The 23,385-nt window shown below is 35.6% G+C and carries 25 protein-coding genes; 9 read left to right on the top strand and 16 right to left on the bottom strand.

Translation table 11 applies throughout. The annotated features are described in order from the left end of the window. Positions 1 to 147: 147 nt before the first annotated feature. Complete coding sequence (locus tag DN410_RS09310; protein WP_149176272.1) at positions 148 to 1,236, top strand: aromatic acid exporter family protein; 1,089 nt, start codon at positions 148 to 150, stop codon at positions 1,234 to 1,236. A 13-nt stretch (positions 1,237 to 1,249) separates the two neighbouring features. Here DN410_RS09310 and DN410_RS09305 read toward each other — a convergent pair whose 3' ends face one another. The 4 genes from DN410_RS09305 to DN410_RS09290 form a co-directional block, all read right to left on the bottom strand. After that, positions 1,250 to 3,010 carry an ABC transporter ATP-binding protein gene (locus DN410_RS09305; protein WP_149176271.1) on the bottom strand — a complete coding sequence of 587 codons (1,761 nt, stop codon included), beginning with the start codon at positions 3,008 to 3,010 and terminating at the stop codon, positions 1,250 to 1,252. Between the two features lie 54 nt (positions 3,011 to 3,064). Beyond that, positions 3,065 to 3,595 (bottom strand): nucleoside tri-diphosphate phosphatase, encoded by a 531-nt coding sequence (gene ntdP, locus DN410_RS09300; protein ID WP_000506628.1) that lies wholly within the window; start codon positions 3,593 to 3,595, stop codon positions 3,065 to 3,067. 251 nt (positions 3,596 to 3,846) lie between these two features. After that, a complete protein-coding gene (locus DN410_RS09295; protein WP_149176270.1) occupies positions 3,847 to 4,107 on the bottom strand; it encodes a YgaB family protein in 261 nt (86 codons plus the stop codon). A gap of 194 nt (positions 4,108 to 4,301) precedes the next feature. Further along, positions 4,302 to 4,583, bottom strand: a complete 282-nt coding sequence (locus DN410_RS09290; RefSeq protein ID WP_000039039.1) for a gamma-type small acid-soluble spore protein — start codon at positions 4,581 to 4,583, stop codon at positions 4,302 to 4,304. Between the two features lie 125 nt (positions 4,584 to 4,708). On the opposite strand from DN410_RS09290, the gene DN410_RS27885 reads away from it, so the two are divergent. Next, entirely contained in the window at positions 4,709 to 4,885 is a 177-nt protein-coding gene (locus tag DN410_RS27885; protein WP_179958595.1) for a hypothetical protein, read from the top strand. Between the two features lie 189 nt (positions 4,886 to 5,074). On the opposite strand, the gene mutY is transcribed toward DN410_RS27885, so the two are convergent. Further along, positions 5,075 to 6,172 carry an A/G-specific adenine glycosylase gene (mutY, locus tag DN410_RS09285; protein ID WP_149176269.1) on the bottom strand — a complete coding sequence of 366 codons (1,098 nt, stop codon included), beginning with the start codon at positions 6,170 to 6,172 and terminating at the stop codon, positions 5,075 to 5,077. Positions 6,173 to 6,321: 149 nt separating this feature from the next. On the opposite strand from mutY, the gene DN410_RS09280 reads away from it, so the two are divergent. Next, positions 6,322 to 7,302 carry a metal-dependent hydrolase gene (locus DN410_RS09280; protein WP_149176268.1) on the top strand — a complete coding sequence of 327 codons (981 nt, stop codon included), beginning with the start codon at positions 6,322 to 6,324 and terminating at the stop codon, positions 7,300 to 7,302. A 24-nt stretch (positions 7,303 to 7,326) separates the two neighbouring features. Here the strand turns inward: DN410_RS09280 and DN410_RS09275 are convergent, their stop codons facing one another. After that, positions 7,327 to 7,593: a YfhJ family protein gene (locus tag DN410_RS09275; RefSeq protein WP_149176267.1), complete on the bottom strand. Its 267-nt coding sequence runs from the start codon at positions 7,591 to 7,593 to the stop codon at positions 7,327 to 7,329. A gap of 122 nt (positions 7,594 to 7,715) precedes the next feature. Between DN410_RS09275 and DN410_RS09270 the strand changes: the two genes are divergently transcribed. Beyond that, positions 7,716 to 7,874, top strand: coding sequence for a small, acid-soluble spore protein K (locus DN410_RS09270; protein ID WP_000517891.1), 159 nt, complete (start codon positions 7,716 to 7,718; stop codon positions 7,872 to 7,874). A 37-nt stretch (positions 7,875 to 7,911) separates the two neighbouring features. Continuing rightward, positions 7,912 to 8,064 (top strand): YpzG family protein, encoded by a 153-nt coding sequence (locus tag DN410_RS09265; RefSeq protein WP_000122093.1) that lies wholly within the window; start codon positions 7,912 to 7,914, stop codon positions 8,062 to 8,064. 64 nt (positions 8,065 to 8,128) lie between these two features. Here DN410_RS09265 and DN410_RS09260 read toward each other — a convergent pair whose 3' ends face one another. Next, a complete protein-coding gene (locus DN410_RS09260) occupies positions 8,129 to 8,446 on the bottom strand; it encodes a YfhH family protein (protein ID WP_149176266.1) in 318 nt (105 codons plus the stop codon). 9 nt (positions 8,447 to 8,455) lie between these two features. Beyond that, positions 8,456 to 9,268 (bottom strand): recombination regulator RecX, encoded by an 813-nt coding sequence (recX, locus tag DN410_RS09255; protein WP_149176265.1) that lies wholly within the window; start codon positions 9,266 to 9,268, stop codon positions 8,456 to 8,458. Positions 9,269 to 9,349: 81 nt separating this feature from the next. Here recX and DN410_RS09250 point away from each other — a divergent pair, with 81 nt between their 5' ends. The 4 genes from DN410_RS09250 (at position 9,350) to DN410_RS09235 (ending at position 12,549) form a co-directional block, all read left to right on the top strand. Then, positions 9,350 to 10,255, top strand: a complete 906-nt coding sequence (locus DN410_RS09250; RefSeq protein ID WP_149176264.1) for a TIGR01777 family oxidoreductase — start codon at positions 9,350 to 9,352, stop codon at positions 10,253 to 10,255. Between the two features lie 134 nt (positions 10,256 to 10,389). Continuing rightward, positions 10,390 to 11,520: an amidohydrolase gene (locus DN410_RS09245; RefSeq protein ID WP_149176263.1), complete on the top strand. Its 1,131-nt coding sequence runs from the start codon at positions 10,390 to 10,392 to the stop codon at positions 11,518 to 11,520. 241 nt (positions 11,521 to 11,761) lie between these two features. Further along, the gene (locus DN410_RS09240) at positions 11,762 to 12,319 is read left to right on the top strand and encodes a GNAT family N-acetyltransferase (protein ID WP_000914737.1); all 558 of its coding nucleotides are present in this window, start codon (positions 11,762 to 11,764) and stop codon (positions 12,317 to 12,319) included. A 110-nt stretch (positions 12,320 to 12,429) separates the two neighbouring features. Beyond that, positions 12,430 to 12,549 carry a YfhE family protein gene (locus tag DN410_RS09235; protein ID WP_000358480.1) on the top strand — a complete coding sequence of 40 codons (120 nt, stop codon included), beginning with the start codon at positions 12,430 to 12,432 and terminating at the stop codon, positions 12,547 to 12,549. 358 nt (positions 12,550 to 12,907) lie between these two features. Here the strand turns inward: DN410_RS09235 and DN410_RS09230 are convergent, their stop codons facing one another. The 8 genes from DN410_RS09230 to DN410_RS09195 form a co-directional block, all read right to left on the bottom strand. After that, the gene (locus DN410_RS09230) at positions 12,908 to 14,074 is read right to left on the bottom strand and encodes a diglucosyl diacylglycerol synthase (protein WP_149176262.1); all 1,167 of its coding nucleotides are present in this window, start codon (positions 14,072 to 14,074) and stop codon (positions 12,908 to 12,910) included. Positions 14,075 to 14,486: 412 nt separating this feature from the next. Next, a complete protein-coding gene (pflA, locus tag DN410_RS09225) occupies positions 14,487 to 15,218 on the bottom strand; it encodes a pyruvate formate-lyase-activating protein (protein WP_000238464.1) in 732 nt (243 codons plus the stop codon). Positions 15,219 to 15,287: 69 nt separating this feature from the next. Next, positions 15,288 to 17,537, bottom strand: a complete 2,250-nt coding sequence (pflB, locus tag DN410_RS09220; protein ID WP_149176261.1) for a formate C-acetyltransferase — start codon at positions 17,535 to 17,537, stop codon at positions 15,288 to 15,290. Between the two features lie 340 nt (positions 17,538 to 17,877). Next, on the bottom strand, positions 17,878 to 19,425 hold the full coding sequence (locus tag DN410_RS09215) for a glycosyltransferase family 2 protein (RefSeq protein WP_149176260.1): 1,548 nt from the start codon (positions 19,423 to 19,425) through the stop codon (positions 17,878 to 17,880). Then, on the bottom strand, positions 19,418 to 20,383 hold the full coding sequence (locus DN410_RS09210; protein ID WP_149176259.1) for an NAD-dependent epimerase/dehydratase family protein: 966 nt from the start codon (positions 20,381 to 20,383) through the stop codon (positions 19,418 to 19,420). Before DN410_RS09210 ends, DN410_RS09215 begins: the two co-directional genes overlap by 8 nt. After that, entirely contained in the window at positions 20,380 to 21,624 is a 1,245-nt protein-coding gene (locus tag DN410_RS09205) for a nucleotide sugar dehydrogenase (RefSeq protein WP_149176258.1), read from the bottom strand. Before DN410_RS09205 ends, DN410_RS09210 begins: the two co-directional genes overlap by 4 nt. Further along, positions 21,614 to 23,161: a glycosyltransferase family 2 protein gene (locus DN410_RS09200; RefSeq protein ID WP_255446706.1), complete on the bottom strand. Its 1,548-nt coding sequence runs from the start codon at positions 23,159 to 23,161 to the stop codon at positions 21,614 to 21,616. The genes DN410_RS09205 and DN410_RS09200 overlap by 11 nt, the downstream gene beginning before the upstream one ends. A 13-nt stretch (positions 23,162 to 23,174) precedes the next feature. Then, positions 23,175 to 23,369: a hypothetical protein gene (locus DN410_RS09195; RefSeq protein WP_149176257.1), complete on the bottom strand. Its 195-nt coding sequence runs from the start codon at positions 23,367 to 23,369 to the stop codon at positions 23,175 to 23,177. Positions 23,370 to 23,385 lie beyond the last annotated feature (16 nt).

Below are 23,385 nucleotides of genomic sequence, written 5' to 3'. Positions count from 1 at the left end.
GAGTCTTACTGTCCGCAAATAGCCGGATAAAATGAATCTTAATTTCTTTTTAACGTCACTAAAATATCACTTGCTAACATATTGTAATGAATGTATAGTATCATGTTGTACATTCATTATGACAAGAGAAAGGATCTTATTTAGGGTATGAAACTTGGTGCTCGCATTTTAAAAACGGGTATTGCCATCACATTAGCTTTATTTGCTTGTATTTTACTTCACTTACCAAGTCCGGTATTCGCGGGAATCTCAGCTATCTTCGCTGTTCAGCCGTCTGTATACCGTTCTTATTTAACAGCTCTTGAACAAATTCAAGCAAACGTCATTGGCGCGGTATTCGCTATCGTATTTGCTACTGCTTTTGGACATAATCCTTTTATTATTGGATTAACATGTATATTAGTAATTGCTCTTACATTACAATTACGATTAGAAAACACAATATCAATCGCTTTAGTAACAGTTATCGCCATTATGGAGTATCAAGGCGAAGATTTCTTTAATTTTGCCTTACTTCGCTTTGCGACGATTATGATCGGAATTATTGCGGCTTCACTTGTAAATTTAGTATTTATGCCGCCAAAGTACGAAACAAAACTTTATCATCGTATCGTTGATAATACAGAAGAAATTGTGAAATGGATTCGAATGAATAGCAGGCAAGCTTCTGACTTTACAACGTTAAAAACTGATATTGATCGTATGAAAGAAAAAATGATCAAACTAAACCATTATTATTTACTGTATAAAGAAGAAAGAAGCTATACGAAAAAAGTAAAGTTCGCAAAAATTCGTAAGCTCGTTTTATTCAGACAAATGTTAGCGACGACAAGTCGTGCTTTAAGTACGTTAAAGTCATTACATCGTACTGAAAATGAACTACGCTATATGCCAGAAGAATTTCAAGAATCTATCCAGAACGAACTTGATTCATTAACACATTATCATGAACAAGTTTTATTAAAATTTATTGGTAAAGCAAAAAAACAACAGTCCGTTGAAATGCTGGATGAGGTTGAAACTGGTAAACAAGAATTAATTGATATCTTTATGGATTATCAAAACAAAGACGATGAGGAAGCGTATAAAACATGGCTGCATCTCTTCCCTCTTATTTCTGCCATTATTAACTATAGTGAAGAAGTAGAGCATTTAGATTTACTTGTGGATAGCTTCTACACATACCATAAACCAGAAACAGAACTTAAAATCGATGATAAAAAAGAAGACGAATAAAAAACAGCTCCTTTTATGCTAAAGGAGCTGTTTCTGTTATATGTTGAAGTTGATATAAATTGTAATAAAATCCTCTTTTTTTCATTAGTTCTTCATGAGAACCTGTTTCTTTAATTTCGCCTTCTTCGATGTAAATAATCGTATCCACATGCGTAATCGTTGCCAATCGATGTGCGATTATGATTGTCGTTCGATCAGCAGCTAACGTCTGAAGCGCTTCTTGAATATATCGTTCATTTTCTAAATCTAAAGCGGAAGTCGCTTCATCTAATATAAGTAACGATGGGTTCTTTAGAAACACTCGCGCAATTGCTACACGTTGCCTTTGCCCACCAGATAACTTCACACCACGTTCTCCAACGACAGTATCATAACCATCTGGTAACTCTATAATAAAGTCATGAATTTGCGCAGCTTTGGCAGCCGCGATCACTTCTGCCTCTGTAGCTTTCGGATTGCCGTATAAAATATTTGCTCCAATTGTATCACTAAATAATAAATTATCTTGCAGTACAATTCCGATATGACTACGTAAATTTCTCATATCATACTTTCTTACATCTATCCCATCTATATAAACGGCACCTGAAGAAACATCATAGAAACGTGGGATTAAACTAGCGAGAGATGACTTTCCTCCCCCACTCGCTCCAACAAGTGCTACCTTCTCTCCTGGCGACATAGTTAGCGAAAGGTTATGTAATATCTCCTTTTCATCTGAATTGTAATGAAAAGAAACATTATCAAATATAACTTCCCCATTTAATTTTTTCGTTTGTACCGCACTTGGTACATTAACAATATCGTACTTTTCATCTAACAGCTCAAAAACTCGATCCATCGATGCAAAAGACTGGGTTAATGTTGTAGATGAATTAACAAGACGGCGGAGCGGACTATATAAACTGTCCATATATCCGACAAAGGCAACCATAGTACCTAGCGTTAACGAGCCTTGAATTACTTCATATGCCGCAAAACCAATTACAAGTAACGGCCCTAAATCAGTTAACGTATTCACTGCTGAAAATGTCCTTGCCGTCCAACTCGTATGCGTTAGTGCTTTCGTTAAAAATTCATTATTTCTTTTTTCGAATTGCTTGCCCTCATACTCTTCTAAGGCAAAACTACGTGTCACTTGCATCCCTTGAATACGTTCATGTAAATATCCTTGCATCGTTGCTAATGCTTGTGAACGCTCTTTCGTCAATTTTCGAAGACGTCCAAAAAAATATTTCACTGCAACTACATAAATAGGTAAAATTAATAGCGCAACAAATGTTAATTTTATATTCATGGAAAACATTACGATAATGGCAATAGCAATTGTCGCAGTATCTAACCAAACATTCATCAAACCAGTAATTACAAAATCCTTCGTTTGTTCTACATCATGAATGACACGTGAAATAATCTCTCCTGTTTTTGTATTCGAATAGTAGCGTAAACTCAATTTTTGTAAGTGACCAAAAATATGTTTCCGTAAATCGTATAGGATTGTATTCGCAATACGCTGTGCGAAATATTGACGATAATATTCAATCGGTGGTCTTACTACTGCAAAAATAAAAAAAGCAATCCCAATTGCTGTTACTAGTTGGGACGTTTTATCTTGAAGTGACCCTCCGCCTTGAATTACATCATCAATAATATATTTTAATAACCACGGCATAATAAGCGGGATGCCGAATTTAACTAGACCAATAATAATCGTAATAGCAATAAGCCATCGATATGGTTTAACAAACTGTAAATATCTTTTTATTCCTTGCACATAATCCCCCCTCTAATAGGACAAACCTGCCGGGAAATTCCCTGCAGGTTTGTTTTAATTTCTGTACATTAAATATCTCTCATACCACATATCTACGAAATCCGGTGCGAATGGACCTTTTCTTTGATGAATCCATTGCGTTAATTGTGCTACATTTCGTTTTAAAATGGTGTCAATAACAGGTGGATACTGCATAATTTGACTATGTTTTTCATACTCATCTTCATCTAAAAGCGTATATGTCATATCTGGATACACTTTAATATCTAAATCATAATCAATATACTTTAACGCTTCAGAATCATATGCAAAAGGTGAGCTTAAATTGCAATAATAATATACTCCCTCTTCCCTTAGCATCCCAATCACATTAAACCAATAATTGGCATGAAAGTAACAAATCGCAGGTTCACGAGTAATCCATGTTCGGCCATCTGATTCTGTCACTACTGTACGATCATTCGCTCCGATTACAAGACTCTGTGTCCCTTTTAAAATCGTTGTCTCTTCCCACATTCTATGAATGGAGCCGTTATGTTTATAACTATGTATTTGTACTTTTTCTCCTTCTTTGGGAAATCCCATATATGCTCCCTTCTTTCAACTGCAAATGCCCTTTGAACTGCATTCACTTTTTTTCTATTATAACTTTTTTGTCGAAATTTTAAAACTAAGGCGATAAGACTCTATATTTCACACTGAATACGATATCCCTAATCCTATTAGGAGACAAGGATCTTCGCTTAACAATTTATAAAGGAGGAAATGAGAATAAAAAAAGGCCTTCCTCATTTCCATGTAAAGAAGGACCTTGCACCTAAAGGCAACGATATATCTTATCCTAAATTTGAAATCATTTTTTCAGTTTCAAAAGATTGAATCACACTATTTGTTTGCTCTTCAAATTTCTCATGTAATAGCTTGAGTGCTAATTCTGTTCTATATATTTCTTGGCGGATAAAATGTAATTCCTTTTTATCGCACGTATCCTTTTCGCTCATTTCAATTTGTTGATACTTCTCTAGGTGAGCTTGTAACTTCAACAACTCATCCATCGTTTCCAATTGCTCTCCTACCAACTTATCAAAATCTTTCATTACTTACCCCCTTTTGGACTTATTTATCAGTTATTATTCCTCATTACATATTTCTAATCTTTAACTTCCTTCTCCTTTGACTACATTTGTTGACTTATTAGAAGTTATGTCGTTCGCTTTATTTTCATTACCATTACCATGACCAAAGCACAAAGAAAACACTTCTCTCGAATTAGAGAAGTGTTTTTCTTTCATTACTGATTTGAACTAGAAGATTGTGATTGTTTTGCAGCTGATTGTGCATTTTGTTTTTTCACAGCATGCACGTCTGTTTCAGTTGCAAATTCTGTACCATAACTAGCGTTTGCACTTTGTGCACCAGAAGCTTGTGCTTTCTTCGCTTCTGATTGTGCGTTTGCTTGTTTTACTGCTTGTACATTTGTTTCAGTCGCAAACTCTGTACCATAACTAGCATTTGTACTTTGAATGCTAGCACCAGAAGTTGCCTTGTTATAACCTTGTTGTTTTTTACTCATCTTTCTCACCTCCACAATCAATAATGTAACCAATTCACTTAGAAGTTATCCTTAATTTTCTTTTGAAAAATTTTCGCATATATCTCTTCTTACTCATTCAAACTACAGGTAATGGAGGTGGAAATATGTACACTGGACGTGATATGACTGAGTTAACGCTGCTTTCAAAAAACGAATGGAGAGAAGATGAATTATTTCATTTTCATCATTCCTTCCAGCAAATTATGCCTTATCTAAATGTAGAAGGACAAACAATTTATAAAGAGATTGTAAAAGAAATTGAATCTCGGGGTGGATTATAAAGTTGAGGATTTTGCAGGGTAGCGCGAATCTCTTTAAGCTCAAAGCATAAAATTATTTTCAATAAAAAACGTGTTCTAAAATTCTAGAACACGTTTTTATCATTTATCCCGCTATTCGCCGGGCAGCCCGATTGGTGAGAGCTAATAATCAGTATGGGCTGAAGAACCCCTACTGATTAAAGTTTCACTTTATTGCATTGTAATTTTCTCAACGCAACTCTCATAAATCGTACGATGCGATTTCGAGAAAGGTAACTGCTCAAATGCTTCTTTCGATACAAATTTCAATGTATCTGTTTCAACAATATCACCAGTTACTTTTCCGTAAAATACGAATATATCCCAAGTACGATGTGTAAACGTATGCTGTACATTCATTGCGTACTCATCTATAGAAATCGAGAGCTCAAATTGTTCTTTCATATAATCTATAAGCTGTTCCTTCTGATTCCGAATCCCTTCAACAAGTTCAATATTCGGAAATTCCCACATATTAGCTAATAATCCGGTACTCGGACGCTTATTAATTACGTAACGACCATCTTCAGTTTGAAGTACTCCTGCAACGAGCGGTACCATTGTAGGAGCTTTCGCTTTACTTTTTACTGGTAATTCTTTTTGAACACCTTCAGCATATCCCCTGCAATGCTCACGTACAGGACAAAGTAAGCAAGATGGATTTTTCGGAATACAAATCAATGCACCTAATTCCATCAATCCTTGATTAAAATAAGATGGGTTTTCTGCCGAAATAATCTCACGTACAATCTCTTCAAACACTTTCCTAGTCTTTGGCTTTGCAATGTCATCCCACACAGATAAAATACGGGATAACACACGCATAACATTCCCATCAACTGCGGGCTCTGGTATACCGTATGCAATACTTAAAATAGCACCTTTTGTATATGGTCCTACTCCTTTTAACTTTTCAATTTTCTTTACATCACTTGGTACTATCCCGCCATATACTTCTTTTACCTCTTTTACGGCCGCATGTAAATTACGTGCGCGAGAATAATACCCTAAACCTTCCCATGCTTTTAATACTTCTTCATCATCAGCATTTGCTAAAGCTTCTAGAGTAGGAAACTTCCCCATAAAATTCACGTAATATGGTTTTACAGCTTCTACCCTTGTTTGTTGTAACATAATTTCCGAAACCCAAACGCGGTATGGATCTTTATTTTTTCGCCACGGCAAGTCGCGTTGCTCTTCTTCAAACCAACCAATTAAATCATTTTGAAACTGCTCTATGTTAAACTTATTTAATATTTCAAGTGTCAAACTTGATCCCCCTCATTTTTTTGCATATAAGTACTATTATAAAGATTTTAGGAAAAAATTTAAGTAAGACGACATAGGAAATAGAAGGCAAAGGACTTGAGGTATCGAATAAAAAGAGTTACATTAATAAAAAACGGAGGTGGATTTCTATGGACACAGCCACTCACCTTGTTATGGGCGTTACTCTAGGCAGTTTGGCAACGTTAGATCCAGCCATAGCACAAAGTGATATTGGACCGCAAGCAGTTATGCTTGCTACAATTGCCGGTTCCAATATTCCTGACATCGATACAGTTTTAAAATTACGTAATAACGCTAAATATATAAGAAATCATCGCGGGATTACTCATTCCATTCCAGCAGTGATTCTTTGGTCATTCCTTATAAGTGGCATCTCTTTCGCCTTCTTTTCAAACGCTCCATATCTTCATCTACTACTTTGGTCATTTATCGCCGTCTTTCTTCATGTCTTTGTAGATATTTTCAATGCTTATGGTACACAAGCATTACGCCCATTTACAAAAAAATGGGTAGCGCTCGGCATAATCAATACGTTTGATACTGTCATTTTCTTTATCCATATGCTTGCAATTGCTTGCATGCTCGTAGGTTCCCATAAAGGGTATACTGCCTTAGCAGCATATATATTGATGATTGTTTACTACATTGGACGAATTATGATGCACAGAAATATACGTAGCGTCGTATACAAACGTTTCAATAACGTTGAGAAGATAATCATTTCTCCTTCTTACCGATTTTATCATTATCATTTAGCAATCGTCACAAACGATTCTTACTACGTTGCTAGATGGCATCGTGGTAATATCATGATATACGATAAGTTCGATCGAGTACCGTTCCCAAATAATGCTATTATGCGCGCCGCTAAACAAGATGAAAATATCTCAGCATTCCTATCTTTCTCGCCTGTATATCGCTGGGATATTTTCGACTACGATCATTATTACGAAGTGCGATTCATTGATTTGCGATATCGAAGTAAAGATTATTATCCATTCGTCGCAATCGTTCAGCTCGATCACAATTTAAATATCATTAGTTCCTATACAGGATGGATTTTTAGTGAAGAAAAACTTCGAAAGAAGCTGGATTTACTTCCCCATTAAAAAAAGCGACTTAAGTCGCTTTTTTTAATGTTTTATATGATCTTCTTGATTAATTAAATGGCTATACTTCGGATTATTTGTACGCATTTCATGAAGACGCGCTCCATGATTATTAATCCATGTTCGTACCACCTGTTCAGTCATTTCATCACCTTGGTAACGACCTGATTTCGCATAAGTTGTTTGAAAATCTTCCCACAGTAATTCAACCCATGCACGAGCTTGTCCGTAAGAGAGCTTGTCATTCTTGTCTAATAACTCTTTCGTTAATGTTTCATAAATATCATTCATATCCTAATCTCCTTTTACCTATTTATCCCTTCATTTCTAAAGGATAGTTTCTTCTATTTTGCACATTCTATAAGTGATACTTCTTAAAGAGGTATCAACTGATGATGAGGAGGGCGTTCGCAATGGGTAAACAAGCCGAATTTTGGTCTGAGTCAAAAAACAACAGCAAAATCGATGGTCAACCGAAAGCGAAATCACGCTTCGCTTCGAAACGACCTAACGGCACAATTAACACGCACCCACAAGAACGTATGCGTGCTGCAAATCAGCAGGAAGAGTAGTACAAATTAAATTAACTTCCTACACGAGGTGATAAAGATGAGCTACCGTGATCGTTTAGATAGTCGTTCTGAATTATTTAACCATACGTGGACTCGTCCGAAACATGCAAAAGCGCAAGTTAACGGACAGACGCAACAGACCCAGTCTCTCATTATATTGGCAAACGAATGTAAAAAACGCCAATTTTAGATTCTCCTATCTCCTTTAACGCCTACCAAAGATGAAAACCAGAGAGATATTCGCTCTCTGGTTTTTATTTTTCTTGTAATAAAGAAATTGGTATTCCAATCTCTTCACTATCATTTTGCTTATGTCCCCAAGCAAATACCCCATTGAAATACGTAATTTCAAATAATATGCCAGGTTCTTCTACTAATTCATATGTTTCACCAATATGAAATTTGTTTATATCAGTCATATAAGCGCGAGCCATTGCCATCTTTCTCATTAACACATCGAATTCATTCACAATTCCAAGTTGCTCGGCCTTTATTGCTTGCTCCTTCAGAACCCCAATTTCTTCCCTTAGCTCATGTGGTGTCATTTCACTGTAGCGTTTTGGCATATTCATCTTATTCCCTCATCCCTCTTCACGTTTCAATTGCAAAAACATCTCTATCTCATCAATAGAGAATCCTTTTCGATATAGCGCTTGTTTCATCTTATTTTCGAATGTCCATCCATCATACTTCTTATATTTCTCATAATATTTATTCCCATGATAGTGTAACGCTTCTTGTTGCTTTTCGTCATCTTTTTCGTCTTTTAATTCTTCCAAACAAATTTGAATCACATCTCTAGAATATCCTTTACGAACAAGCATTTCATCTAACTTTAGCTTCATTTGTAAAAATGAATGCTTTTGATAAGATTTTTTCTTCTTTTCTATAAGAGATAAAGCATTCTCAATTTGCTTCTCCTTTGGATATTCTTGTAAACTATTCATAATAATTAGATCCTGAATACCCTTATTTAACAACTCTCTTTTAATAACAGTTGGGCCTTTTCTGTTCACATTACTTTGCGTTCTCGTATATAAAATGGCGTACTCTTTATCATTAATATATCGGTCATGTAATAATTTCGAAACGACTTCAGAGATGATGGCCTGTCCCACTTCTTTTTTTCGTAAAAAATCTTCTATTTCTTGTTTTGTTCTCATTTGATAGGATAAATAGGAGATTGCTTGTAAATAGGCTTTTTGTACCTCTTCATTGTACAAAATATTCCCTAACTCTATTTCATCAATTTCTAAGCCCTTTTGTAATCCATGTTTTATTAAGATTACTTGATTCACACTAAATCCGTACTCTTCACCTTGACCTTTATCAATATAAATATTAAACCGTTCTTTCGATCGTTTTTGCACTTCTATTTTTGTAATGACAGCCATACTCTCACCTCTCTATTATTTTAACATAGTCAAGGAACATTTTTGCTTTTCAAGAATATATATAATGAGGAGGAAATAATTGTGAAAATCGCAATTTCTGGTGGTACCGGCTTTATCGGTAAATACCTTTCTACTTTTTTTATTCAAAAAGGATATACTGTTTACATTCTTACTCGAAAAAAAACTACTGAAACTTCATCTCCTAACCTTCAATACGTACAATGGACACCGGATTTACACACTTTTCCACTCTCCTCTATCGATGTAGTTATTAATCTAGCTGGAGAATCTATTAATAGTAGATGGACAAAGAAACAAAAAGAAGCAATTTTAAACAGTAGGATTCAAACAACAAAAGGACTCATTAAACAATTGCAAACACTCACTACAAAACCACACACATTCATTAACGCAAGCGCTATTGGATATTACGGAACATCTGAAACTGAAACTTTTACAGAACAGCACGAGGCTCCTGGAAATGACTTTTTAGCAAATACAGTATATTTGTGGGAGCAAGAAGCATCTAAAGCCCGTTCTCTTGGAATGAGAACAATCTATACAAGACTTGGAGTCGTATTAGGTGCAGACGGAGGAGCCCTTCCAAAAATGTTAATTCCCTATCAATTCTATATCGGAGGTACCGTTGGATCTGGAAACCAATGGTTATCATGGATTCATATAGACGATGTCGTTCGTATGATTGATTTCATCATACACAAAGAAGAAATTGAAGGGCCTTTTAATATTACAGCTCCCCTACCTATAAGAATGAAGGAATTCGGCGAAACCATTGCCACTGTAATAGGAAAACCTCATTGGCTACCTGTCCCTTCATTTATACTTCAAACTTTACTTGGTGAGATGAGTATACTTGTACTAGAAGGGCAGCATGTATTACCTATTAAAGCAATTGAACATGGGTATCAATACACATTTCCAACAGTAAACCATGCATTACAAAATATACTTTCGCATACAATGTAGTACTTCTAAAATACAGTTTTACAGGGAGTTTATCCCTCCAAAACTTTCATTTTCTAGAATTCGGAGCATTACTACACAAATAACCTTCCAGTTACATTCCATTAACATTGTAAAGTAACAGAAATGAGGTACCTATGAAGATATTGCTCAAACAAGCCATTGTATATCCTATTACATCCCAAAAGTTTCAAGGCGATGTGCTTGTTACAGGAGAACGAATTACCGAGGTCAAACCTTTTATTCAGCCTACTCAAGATATGACCATTATAGATGCACGAGCTCTTCATCTCTTACCTGGATTTATTGATGTCCATACTCATCTTGGTCTCTATGATGAAGGAACTGGTTGGGCTGGAAATGATGCAAATGAAACATCTGAAGTTTCAACACCACATATCCGTTCTTTAGACGGAATCCACCCTTTTGATATTGCCTTTCAAGACGCTGTACAAAATGGAATTACAACTGTCCACGTTATGCCTGGAAGTCAAAATATTATCGGGGGCACTACTTGTGTAATAAAAACAGCTGGAACTTGTATTGATCATATGATTATTCAAGAACCTGCTGGTTTAAAGATTGCCTTTGGAGAAAACCCTAAAAAGGTCCATAGTAATGGAACAAAAGAATCCATAACACGTATGGGCATTATGGGGTTACTTCGTGAATCATTTTATGAAGCACAGCACTACGGGCATGAAGCTGACTTTCGAATGCTCCCTATTTTAAAAGCATTACGCCGCGAAATACCCGTACGTATCCACGCTCACCGAGCAGATGATATTAGTTCTGCTCTACGCTTTGCAACAGAATTCAATCTTGATTTACGTATTGAACACTGTACAGAAGGACACTTTATTGTTGAAGAGCTTGCAAAACACAATTTGAAGGTTTCAGTTGGCCCCACTCTTACACGCCGTTCTAAAATCGAATTAAAAAACAAAACATGGGATACTTACCACATATTATCAAAAAATGGAGTGGAAGTTTCTATAACAACAGATCACCCTTATACACCCATTCAATATTTAAATGTTTGTGCCGCTGTCGCAGTAAGAGAAGGGTTAGACGAAAAAACTGCATTGGAGGGCATCACTATATTCCCAGCGCGAAATTTGCGTTTAGAGGATAGAATTGGAAGCATTGATGTTGGAAAAGACGCTGATCTCGTGTTATGGACTCACCATCCCTTCCATTATTTAGCCAAGCCTGTACTAACTATGATTGATGGAAAAATAATTTACAAAAAAAATAAAAAAAACTAGTTTATTTTTTTGACTAGATAAAGTATTATACGATTATAAACTGAATGAAACCATAATCAATTTGTGTCGTGATTATCATTTTCAAATTGATGAATGGGGAAGGCAAATGGTGCGCCACCAGCGTTATAGACTGGTTCTAGTGGGTTCGATTCCCACCCCGAAATTTTTTAAAGATTGATATAAAAATTTCGAGGGTGGGGTGTTTTTTCGTCATGCTACCCTCGTGTGAGGAGGAGTTAGTATGTTGAAAAAACGCGACTTACACGACAGCCACGTTCTATATGAGTTAATGGTGGATCCAGCTGTCTTCCCTTTTGTGCGTCAAAAGGCTTATTCTTATGAAGAATATTTATTTTTAACGAAACAAACAATTGAAGCTGAAGAGCGTGGAGAATTAATTTCACGCACAATTTTAGATGAGTGGGGTAACCCCATCGGAACAATTACTTTATTTGATGTGCAAGAAAAAGCCGGATTCCTTGGAACGTGGCTTGGAAAACCTTACCACGGAAAAGGATATAATAAATTGGCGAAAGATTCATTTTTCAGCGAACTTTTCTATGAATTAGATATTGAAACAATCTTTATGCGTATTCGTAAAATAAATATTCGTTCTATTAAAGCTGCAGAAAAACTACAATATGTAAATCTAGCAAACGAAACAAGAAAAGCCGTTTATGATGAAATTAATGCGAATGAAGAAGTATATAACTTGTACGAAATTCCAAAAGATCAATATACGCTCGCTACAATGCGCGATACAACATTCCAAGATGCTCACCAATTAAAAGAAGCATAATCTAAATTTTTAGAAATGATAATTAATCATTAACATTTTGTCATATACGTATATCGCCCCATGTCTTTGGAAACGATAGATAGTGACTTTAAGACACGAGGTGATTTGTAATGGATAAAAAGAAACGTGACAAAGCAAAAAATGCATTATCTAGTACACAAGAAGTTCTCTACCAACGAGAATTTCGTAAAGCAGATCGCGCAGCGGGTTATCGCTCGAAAAGTATTTAAAGTGAGAATGAATAATTAGAAGTTCTCCCCCCTAATTATTCATTCTCATTACATATTTTTTCTACGTGATAGAGTAGAAAAAAGGTTCCTTATTTATAAGGAACCTTTTTTATGTGGATAAAGTTATCCAAATACTTTATAGAATTGTGAATAAATTCTGTAAACCCCTCACAAATTTATATATTGTACTAGATATCAAATGTTAGAATTGTGGATATTTTTCTGAAAACTGTGGACAATGTGGATATAGTTGTTAATATTCCGACTTTACTGTTTAATGAAAGCGCAATCCCCATTGTGGATAAGTTACTATTCCATCAAAAAAACCCTCTTTAAACATATAAAAGAGGGTTTCATATTAAGTAAACGACTCTGCAAGAGCAGGTGATTTAATAGGTATATGATTCGGTTCTGCATGATTTTCTGCCAAAATTGCATCCACAATATGACCGGCTGGCTCCGGACGATAAATACTTTTCATTGCTTCTTTCATTTGGAGCAGCTTCATATCGTCTTGTAATAACGCCTCTGTTTTTGCAAAAACCTCACTATCATCACGAATGACAACTGCAGCTCCTTTTCTTTCAAAGTACAACGCATTTTCATTTTCTTGTCCTGGAACAGGCTTATATAAAATGACAGGTACTTGCAACGCTGCTGCTTCGCTTAACGTAATACCACCTGGCTTCGTAATCATACAAGAAGTAATACGGAATAATTCATCGATGTTTTCAACATAACCAAATACTTTTAATGCATCAGAATTTTCTTCCTGTAGCTCTAATAAATCCTGTTTTAAAGCTTCATTTTTCCCACAAACAACAACTACTTGTAAATTAGGTACTGACATAAATGACTGGCATAGTTCTTTAACACTCCCTAATACCCCATGAGCACCTGCTACAATTAGTAAAATCTTTTTATTTTTACATAACTGATATTTATTATATATAATGTCTGGATTTATCTTTAACTCAAAACTACTACGAATCGGGATGCCCGTCTCAACAATTTGTTCTGCAGGCACGCCAATATCAATCATAACTTTTTTCACATGATCAGTTGCTACAAAATAACGATCTACTTCCCGGTGAATCCATATTTTGTGCACACAAAAATCCGTTAATACGTTATAAACAGGAATTGAAATACCTGTTTGCTTTTTTAACTCTGGTACAGCTATGATTGGAAAGGTATTAATCACAATATCCGGTTTCTCTGCTTGTAAAAGTGATTTCAAACGTTTTCTTCCAAAGTTCGCATACCAAGATGCTATTTTCTTATCATAAATTTTTTCTACACCGTAATAAAACAAACGATATAATTCTTTTCCTATTGTATAACTTTTTAAATATAAGTATTTTGTAATATCGGTTATAACTGGATGTGATTCTCCAAACAAATCGCATACAATTACATCTTCGATTCCTTTTTGGCGAAATGTTTGTTCTAATGTTTTCGCTACTTGCACATGACCGTTACCGTAATGTGCAGTTAATATTAAAACCTTGGGGTTTTTTATCAAACAAATCCACTCCTAGCTTATTGTTTCTCCATATTGCATATACGACAATAGGAAAAACATTTTCCTTAAAAACTACATAAACAGATTCTAATATTTCCCTTTCAGCTATGTACCTGTCGTGGATATGCAAAGCATATAAGATTGACCCCTTAATCCTATCTGTGCTCATATCTTTACATTATACTTTCCTATAAGAGCTTTCGCAATAACTTACAAGTGTTCTCTATTCCATGATACTCACTCTTTTACTTCTTAATTCTTTTTACTATTTTGATTTCCCTTTACAATTATGTAAATTTCTCCACTTATTCCTTACAAAAATATGGATATTCTATTTTCAGTATACTCTTTTCAATATATATACTCTAGGTTTTATTGTAAAGAAAGCAAAAAGTCTAATCCAATATTTGGATTAGACTGCTTGTAAAATATGTTTCGCTTCTTCTACATTTTTTTCAGTAGGTGGTTCTACATTTGCAAGTGGATATTTATGTCCAAGCGCCTCCCATTTATATACACCAAGCTTATGATATGGTAGCACTTCAACTTTCTGAACATTAGACAGACTTTGAATAAAGCTAGATAATTTTTGTAGATCCTCTTCGTTATCAGTAATACCAGGAACTAATACATGTCGTACCCAAATCGGTTTATTTTTATCCGATAAATAACGAGCAAACTGTAAAATATGTTCATTTGGTTTTCCTGTTAATTTACGATGCTTTTTGGAATCAATATGTTTCAAATCCAGTAAAACTAAATCTGTATAATCCATTAATATATCTAGCTTATTTTGAAATTCTGGTTCCTCAGAATAACAACCACCAGAAGAATCGATTGTTGTATGGATACCAGCCTCTTTACACTTTTTAAACAACTCAATTAAAAAGTCTAGCTGTAATAGCGGCTCTCCACCACTAACTGTTATACCGCCTCCGGAAGCTTCAATAAAAGGAAGGTAACATGTCACATCCTGCATTACTTCTTCGACTGTTATTTCTTTTCCTTTACCAATCTCCCACGTATCAGCATTATGACAATATTGACAACGTAATAAACACCCTTGTGTAAATATGACATAACGAATTCCTGGGCCATCAACAGTACCACAAGACTCTACAGAATGAATTCTTCCTTTTACCATGTTACTTCCTCCTTTATTGAAACAGCCTCCCTCTGCTGTTTATAAAATGCAGAGGGACACTTTTTTCATTTACATGCTTTCATGCATTGTACGGTTAATTACATCAATTTGTTGTTCACGAGTTAATTTAATAAAGTTTACAGCGTAACCAGATACGCGAATTGTTAATTGTGGATATTTCTCAGGATGTTCCATCGCATCCATTAATGTTTCACGATTAAATACGTTAATATTTAAGTGATGGCCTTCTTTTACTGCGTAACCATCAAGCATTGATACTAAGTTACGTACTTGTACATCATCTTCTTTACCAAGTGCTTTTGGAATAATAGAGAATGTATTAGAAATACCATCTTGTGCATCTTCATATGGTAATTTAGCTACAGATAATAATGAAGCTAATGCACCTTTTGTATCACGGCCATGCATTGGGTTTGCACCTGGTGCAAATGGTTCTCCAGTACGACGACCATCTGGAGTGTTACCAGTTTTCTTACCGTATACAACGTTAGATGTGATTGTTAAGATTGACATTGTATGAACAGAATTTCTGTATGTTTTATGTTTACGAAGTTTATTCATAAATGTTTTCACAAGATTTACAGCGATTTCATCTACACGGTCATCATTGTTACCGTATTTAGGGAAATCTCCTTCGATTTCAAAGTCAACTGCGATGCCATTTTCATCACGAATTGGTTTTACTTTCGCATATTTAATCGCACTTAAAGAGTCTGCTACTACAGATAGACCCGCGATACCTGTTGCCATTGTACGAAGAACGTTTGTATCATGAAGTGCCATTTCAATACGCTCGTAGCTATATTTATCATGCATGTAGTGGATAACATTTAATGTGTTTAAATATAGACCCGCTAACCATTCCATTGTCATATCAAACTTATGCATAACTTCTTCATAATCTAATACTTCAGAAGTAATTGATGCGTACTCAGGGCCGACTTGTGCTTTAGATTTTTCATCTTTACCGCCGTTAATCGCATATAGTAATGCTTTCGCTAAGTTTGCACGTGCTCCGAAGAACTGCATTTGTTTACCAATTCTCATTGCAGATACACAACATGCAATACCGTAGTCATCGCCATAATCAGGACGCATAATGTCATCATTTTCATATTGAATCGCTGATGTTTTAATAGACATTTTCGCACAGTAGTTTTTAAAGTTCTGTGGTAATTGTTTAGACCAAAGAACTGTTAAGTTTGGTTCTGGAGCTGGTCCTAAATTATCTAATGTATGCAAGAAACGGAATGAGTTCTTTGTTACTAATGGACGACCATCTAATGCCATACCACCGATAGATTCAGTTACCCAAGTTGGGTCACCAGAGAATAGTTCATTATAATCAGGTGTTCTTGCGAATTTCACAAGACGTAATTTCATAATGAAATGGTCAACAATTTCTTGCGCTGCTTCTTCTGTTAAAGTACCATTTGCTAAATCTCTTTCAATATAAATATCTAAGAATGTAGAAGTACGTCCAAGGCTCATTGCAGCTCCGTTTTGCTCTTTAATTGCTGCAAGATATGCGAAGTATAGCCACTGGAACGCCTCTTGTGCATTTGTTGCTGGCTTAGAAATATCGAATCCATGAGAAGCAGCCATTTGTTTTAATTCTTGAAGTGCACGCATTTGCTCAGATAACTCTTCGCGTAAACGCATTGTATCTTCGCTCATTACACCGCCTGTTAAATTAAAATCAGCTTTTTTCGCTTCAATTAAATGATCTATACCATATAACGCTACGCGGCGATAGTCACCGATAATACGGCCACGTCCATATGCATCTGGAAGGCCAGTAATAACACCTGATTTACGAGCCGCTTTCATTTCTGGTGTGTATGCATCAAATACACCTTGATTATGAGTTTTGCGCCAGTCTCTGAAAATACGGCCAAGTTCTTTATCCATTTCATATCCATACGCTTCACAAGCTTGTTCCGCCATACGAATACCACCATATGGTTGTAAAGAACGTTTAAATGGTTTATCAGTTTGAAAACCGACTACTTTTTCAATATCTTTATTTAAATATCCTGGATCATGTGATGTAATAGAAGAAACGATTTTTGTATCCATATCAAGAACGCCACCATTTTCACGTTCTTTCGTTGTTAAATCCATTACTTGATCCCAAAGTTGTTTCGTTGCTTCAGTTGCTTCCGCTAAGAAAGATTCCTCTCCTTCGTAAACGTTTACATTATTTAAAATGAAATCGCGAACATCAATCTCTGCTTTCCATTTTTCACCTTTAAAGTTTTCCCACGCGTTTTTTACATTTTCTAATACTTGAGTCATCCTAATCTCCTCCATTTTTGATTAGTACAGGACTAAGATTTTTTATATAACAGCTTACACACTTAGAATACTACTTTTTTACGAAAGTGAACGAAATAGTTGTGACATGTTTGTGAAATGTTGAGCAAACTACTATATGCATAGTGTTAACTTCATTTGAAAGTCTTTAAAATTAACCCTTTCCTTAATTGTATTTTTTTGGTATTCTTATATACGAGTCCTATTTTGTAATATAAGAACAATACCCATTGTAGAGCTGTAATACTCTTATCTCCTAATCTGTTATAGTTTTTATAACAGAGCAAAAAGTGTACAACATATGTTGTACACTTTTTTGTTACTACTCTAAAACATCTCTTTTTCTATTCCCATCATAGAATCCACCACGACTGCCTTCTAACACAATTAATTGCTCTAATCCTTCTATATGATCACCTATAATACGCAAAACAGCTGGCGGATGACCTATTTTTGCAAAATGTTCACTAAGGCGAATGCGGTTCATCTTATCGACTTCAATGCGACTTACACATGCAATTTCAAATCCTGAAAGAATGGCTTTCACTTGCGCCACGCACGGTGCCAGTAAAGACCTATACCCAATTGCATTCAAACACGTCCGGCTAAATGCATTAGGTACTGCAATAAGCGATCCTACACCTAAGTCTTTTCTATCGCAAGCTAAATTTAATGCATATTTAAATGCAGTTACAAGATGAAGTGGTACTCTTAAATCTAAATAATGATTTAGATCATTTAATGCGACATCCATTCCATCTGCAATAGCTTTCGCAAAAGGATATAGCTCACTCGCCGGAATAACAAAATCACCGTCTATAAATAATACAATTTCTCCTTTTGCAAAATAGGTTCCAAGTGAGCGCCCCACATCGTTTCCAAGTGCTTCTTTATATACAATTGTCATTGCTCCCTTGTCTTTTGCAATGGTTGCCGTTTTATCTGACGAACCATTTACAACAACGATGATTTCAAAAGGTTCAATTTTGCGCAGCTCTTCTATAACGTTTCCAATTGTTTTCTCTTCATCTTGTACTGGAATAATTACAGATAATTGTTTCCCTTTATATAACTTAGATGTAACACCCCATCCTTGATAAAAATCTTCAAAATCTAAAGTATGATAAACACTATCTCTTTTCCTATTCCCATCATAATATCCTCCGCGCTCATCACTGCCTACTATCCGCTCTGCTACAGCTTCTATATGATCACCTATCATTCGTTTTTCAGATTGAGAAAGACGGGTGCCGTATGCAGCATGCTCAGTCGGCCGAAATTTATTTGGCGTAATAACATCAATTGCACAATGGCGACTAATTCTCCATTTACTTTGTGCTATGCGTAAATGAGCCACAATAGGATTAACCAAGCATTCATATCCAATACTTTGAACGACTTCTTTCGTCAGTGCATGAGGCACAGATAATACAGAATCAATTTTTAATTCTTCACGCTCTAACATTGCATTTAATATTTGCCGCCATACTGTAATGGAATGTGGTTTTTGTTTCTTTAAAAACAATGCGTCCAAATTATTTAAAACGATGTCGGCCTGATCATATAAAATTGGGTTAAGAAATAATTGTAATTTCGAAGTTGGAATAGCAAAATCTCCATCTATAAATAGTAATACATCACCTATCGCGTGTTTTGCACCGACTGCACGTCCAACATCGTTTCCAAGTAGCTCTGTATACTTGATTACTTTACACCCTAAACGATCAGCAACCTCTTCTGTATCATCATTACAACCATTTACTACTACAATAATTTCTACTGGGTTTAATGGTTTTACCGATTGAATAACGTCTGAAATTGTCTCCCCTTCATTGCATACAGGTATAATAACCGATAGCGACTTAACCATTGTTTTCTTCACGAAACCATTTAATAGTTTCTTTCAATCCTTGTTCCCACGTTACTGTCGCTTGAAATTGAGCAAGTTCTCTTAACTTCGTTACATCTGGTCTTCTATTTGGGATTTCTTCAAAGCCATGTGGATATACTTCTTCAAAAGGAACTTGTACAATTTTCGAGGACGATTTCGTTAGTTTTTTAATTACTTCTGCTACTTCTTTTATACTCTTTTCATTCTCAGAACCTATATTAATAATCTCACCATTTACCTTCTCATCCATTGCCCGAATCGTTGCCTCTACCGCATCACTTACATACGTAAAGCAACGTGTCTGTTTCCCATCTCCATATACGAGAATATCTTCACCTTGCAAAGCCGCATAGATAAATCGTGGGATTACCCCTGCGTATGGACCATCTTTCGCTCTTGGACCATAAATATTAAAATAACGAACAATCGTTACAGGTAAGCCTTCTAATGCATATCCTAAACATAATGTTTCTTCTAATGTTTTACAAACTGCATAACTCCAACGTATTTTAGAAGTTGCCCCGTATAATCGATCCCCTTCTTCAGAGAAAGGTGGCTTACCCTTACCATATACTTCTGAAGTAGACGCAAAGACTACTTTTTTCTTTCCTTTTAGCGCTGCTTGTAAAATGTTTCTCGTTCCATCAAAATTTGTTTCAATGAGCTCTATACTTTTTTCCATTGTTGTTTTAACACCTAAAATGGCCGCTAAATGAAACACTACATCATGTTGATTTACTAATTCGTAAATAGAATTTTTATCTAAAACACTGATTGGAATAACTGGAATCTCTTTCATTAGCTCATTATGATACTTATTTTTCCCTTTATAGAAATTATCCACAATCGTGACTTCATAACCTCTTTTCACCAACTCTTCAGCTAAATGAGATCCAATAAATCCGGCCCCACCTGTAATTAAACATTTCTGACTCATGCACTCACCCTCTTTACAATCCCGCGTGTATCTATTACTCGCTTCATTCCTTTAAAAAGCTTCCAATCTATATTCGAGTGGTCAGTTAAAATTAAAATACACGCTGCTTCTTTAACTGTTTTTTCATCCAAGGAAACAGATTGATACACCTTATCTCCAATTTCGGCAGAAGAAATATATGGATCATGGTATTTTATCTCGTATCCTTCTTTAATTAATAATTGAATAATTGGTAACGCCGGTGATTCTCTCAAATCATTTACATCTTTCTTATACGCAATTCCTACAATTAAAACTGGTGCAGGTGATTGCACCATGCCTTTTACTTTCCGGGCTATTTTCTCTGGCATTTCTTCATTAATTACGTGTGCAGCCTCAATTAATTGACTAATTTCCCCGTTCTTTTTTATTCTCCATTGAAAATATAAGGGGTCTACTGGAATACAATGTCCTCCTATCCCTGGTCCCGGCCAATATGAGGTAAATCCAAACGGTTTTGTAGAGGCAGCTTCAAGTGCCTCATAAAAATCAATTCCTAAACTTTCACATAGGGTGTTTAACTCATTTACTAAGGAAATATTGACTAAACGCTGAATATTTTCAAATAACTTACACATCTCTGCCACCTTTGGAGAACTAACCGGAACAACTACATCAAATATTGCGCTATACAAGTCCTGTACTTTTTGCTTACACTTTTCTGTTTGCCCACTAATAACTTTTGGAATCGTTTGAACTGAATATTGACTATTGGCTGGATCAATTCTCTCTGGGGAATATCCAATATAGAAATCCTCTCCTACTTTTTGGCCTGCTTGAGAAATAATAGGAATAATAACTTCTTCAAGTGTGCCTGGATATGTGGAGCTTTCGAAAATGAAGGTTTGTCCTTTTTGAAGATTTTGTTGTATATAATGGGAAGCTGAAATAAGAGCACTTAAATCTGGCTCTCTTCGTTCATTAATTGGAGTTGGGACAGTAACAATAACATAATCACTAGTTTGGAACTCAGTAACACCTTTATCTGGCGTATTTACTATTAAGCTATTTTTCGTTAATAAACTCTGTAACTCTTTAGAAGAAACATCTGGAATATAACTTTCTCCTTTTATAATTGATTCTATTTTTCTAGTATCTTTATCTAATCCAAGCACTGTATATCCTCTTTCTGCAAAATGGACCGCTAAAGGCAGACCAACATATCCTAATCCAATAATAGCTACTTTACTCCTAGCGTTCATCTATATTCTTTTCTTCCTTTCTCAATCGTTTAATAATATCCCTATCTCGCTCTCCATCTGTAAAACTCCCGCGTTCGTCAGTATATTGTAATAGATAAGCAATCGCCTCAAGTTGATCACCGAAAATACGGTCAAATGCTGGAATACGTCCATTTACAAATCCATGTTGTTCTGGGCGTACTCGATTTGTTTTTATAACATCTACAAATTCAACCGCTGTAATAGAAAATCCCTCCAAAATAGCTTTCATTTGCGCTAATGGCGGGATAATGAGAGAGTCATATCCTATTTTCTCTATTACATTCTTATGCATAGCATGCGGCACTGCTGTTAATGAGTTATTCCATAAATCTGGTCGTTTCGCTACCAAATTCACAAAATATTTTCCCATACTAATTGGGTCTGCGGGATGAAATGTATCTAATAAACATTGCAAATCATTTAATGCCACATCACTTCCATCTTCAATAGCACGCAAAAATGGAACTAGTTTTTTTGCCGGAATAGCAAAATCACCATCAACGAATAAACAAATATTTGCCGTAGCATGCATGGCACCTATCGCTCGTGCTACATTATGTCCAAGCGCCTTCGTAAATTCAAGAACAATAACATTCTCTAACTTTGCTTGTTCAATTGTCTCACTATCCGCTCCATTCGCAACAACTATAATTTCATCTACTCCTGCTTTTTTCACTTCTTGTATAACAGATCTTATAGTCATTTTTTCTTCTGATACTGGTATAATCGCACTATATTGCGCTTTTCCCTTTTGTAATAAAACTGGTTTATACTTCCCTATAAACTCTCTATCCCTGTTTCCCTCCGAAAAGCCGCCGCGTTTACCGTATGTTTCAATTACGTATTGCAGAGCACGTAAATGATCCCCCATAATACGACTAGTCGCTTTCGGATAAGGAGAACCAGGTGATGTACCAGTATGAACAGGCCGAACTTTATTTTGGTGAATTACATCGACCGAAGCCATATCGACAATATCTACTCCTCTAGACATCGCCATCGCTTGAAATAATGCTGGATCTGCTAAATTCCACCATCCAAGCTTCTGAATAACTTCCCTACTCATCGCATGTGGAATTGCAATTAAAGATCCAACAACAAGCCCTTTTTTATTCAAGTAACGATTCAACATGAATTTGCCAACTGTCGTATAATGCGGCCTCATCTTTAAATAAACGGACCATGTTAAATTATTCACAACAATTTGGTGACCTTGCTGAATTCCTTTTATGAAACGTTGTAGCTCTTTATTATCAATGACGATGTCACCATCTAAAAACAATACAATTTCACCTTTTGCTTCTCTAGCTCCAATTGCGCGTCCAACATCATTACCAAGAGAATGTTTATAATAAATCACATGGCAATGATGTTGTAACGCTATTTCTTTCGTTCCATCTGTTGATCCATTATCAACTACGATAATTTCATACGGCTTCAGCTTCTCCACTTCTACTAAAACTTGTAATAAAGTACTTGCTTCATTGTGCGCTGGAATAACGACTGATACTCTCATATTTGTATCACTCTTACCCTTCCAAGCGAACATAAGCAATAATAGGAGTACGCACAACTACATCTTCTGGTGGGCCATAAGAAGGAGAAGTACGAACACTAACTGCTCCATCCGTCACAGATAAAAGAATACCTGCAACGATTTCTACAGCTGTCACAACTTGCACTAACTCACCAACATGGTTACGCAATTCATCAGTAAATAACATATATAGGTCTCCTTTC

It is taken from the genome of Bacillus sp. SH5-2 (assembly GCF_008368905.1).
In the GTDB taxonomy this organism is placed as follows: domain Bacteria; phylum Bacillota; class Bacilli; order Bacillales; family Bacillaceae_G; genus Bacillus_A; species Bacillus_A luti.
The sequence above is the reverse complement of the archived record's forward strand: the minus strand, read 5'-3'. Positions and strand labels throughout refer to the sequence as shown.

Coding starts and splice junctions, on each gene's coding strand:
- DN410_RS09290 (WP_000039039.1), bottom strand. CDS start 4,583: ATGAGTAAAAAACAACAAGGTTATAACAAGGCAACTTCTGGTGCTAGC.
- DN410_RS09200 (WP_255446706.1), bottom strand. CDS start 23,161: ATGAGAGTATCAGTCGTTATTCCAGCGCACAATGAAGCAAGTACTTTA.
- DN410_RS09270 (WP_000517891.1), top strand. CDS start 7,716: ATGGGTAAACAAGCCGAATTTTGGTCTGAGTCAAAAAACAACAGCAAA.
- DN410_RS09240 (WP_000914737.1), top strand. CDS start 11,762: ATGTTGAAAAAACGCGACTTACACGACAGCCACGTTCTATATGAGTTA.
- DN410_RS09275 (WP_149176267.1), bottom strand. CDS start 7,593: ATGAATGATATTTATGAAACATTAACGAAAGAGTTATTAGACAAGAAT.
- DN410_RS09195 (WP_149176257.1), bottom strand. CDS start 23,369: ATGTTATTTACTGATGAATTGCGTAACCATGTTGGTGAGTTAGTGCAA.
- DN410_RS09210 (WP_149176259.1), bottom strand. CDS start 20,383: ATGAGTCAGAAATGTTTAATTACAGGTGGGGCCGGATTTATTGGATCT.
- DN410_RS09295 (WP_149176270.1), bottom strand. CDS start 4,107: ATGAAAGATTTTGATAAGTTGGTAGGAGAGCAATTGGAAACGATGGAT.
- DN410_RS27885 (WP_179958595.1), top strand. CDS start 4,709: ATGTACACTGGACGTGATATGACTGAGTTAACGCTGCTTTCAAAAAAC.
- DN410_RS09310 (WP_149176272.1), top strand. CDS start 148: ATGAAACTTGGTGCTCGCATTTTAAAAACGGGTATTGCCATCACATTA.
- pflB (WP_149176261.1), bottom strand. CDS start 17,537: ATGACTCAAGTATTAGAAAATGTAAAAAACGCGTGGGAAAACTTTAAA.
- DN410_RS09205 (WP_149176258.1), bottom strand. CDS start 21,624: ATGAACGCTAGGAGTAAAGTAGCTATTATTGGATTAGGATATGTTGGT.
- DN410_RS09245 (WP_149176263.1), top strand. CDS start 10,390: ATGAAGATATTGCTCAAACAAGCCATTGTATATCCTATTACATCCCAA.
- ntdP (WP_000506628.1), bottom strand. CDS start 3,595: ATGGGATTTCCCAAAGAAGGAGAAAAAGTACAAATACATAGTTATAAA.
- DN410_RS09215 (WP_149176260.1), bottom strand. CDS start 19,425: ATGGTTAAGTCGCTATCGGTTATTATACCTGTATGCAATGAAGGGGAG.
- DN410_RS09260 (WP_149176266.1), bottom strand. CDS start 8,446: ATGAATATGCCAAAACGCTACAGTGAAATGACACCACATGAGCTAAGG.
- pflA (WP_000238464.1), bottom strand. CDS start 15,218: ATGGTAAAAGGAAGAATTCATTCTGTAGAGTCTTGTGGTACTGTTGAT.
- DN410_RS09265 (WP_000122093.1), top strand. CDS start 7,912: ATGAGCTACCGTGATCGTTTAGATAGTCGTTCTGAATTATTTAACCAT.
- DN410_RS09235 (WP_000358480.1), top strand. CDS start 12,430: ATGGATAAAAAGAAACGTGACAAAGCAAAAAATGCATTATCTAGTACA.
- recX (WP_149176265.1), bottom strand. CDS start 9,268: ATGGCTGTCATTACAAAAATAGAAGTGCAAAAACGATCGAAAGAACGG.
- DN410_RS09280 (WP_149176268.1), top strand. CDS start 6,322: ATGGACACAGCCACTCACCTTGTTATGGGCGTTACTCTAGGCAGTTTG.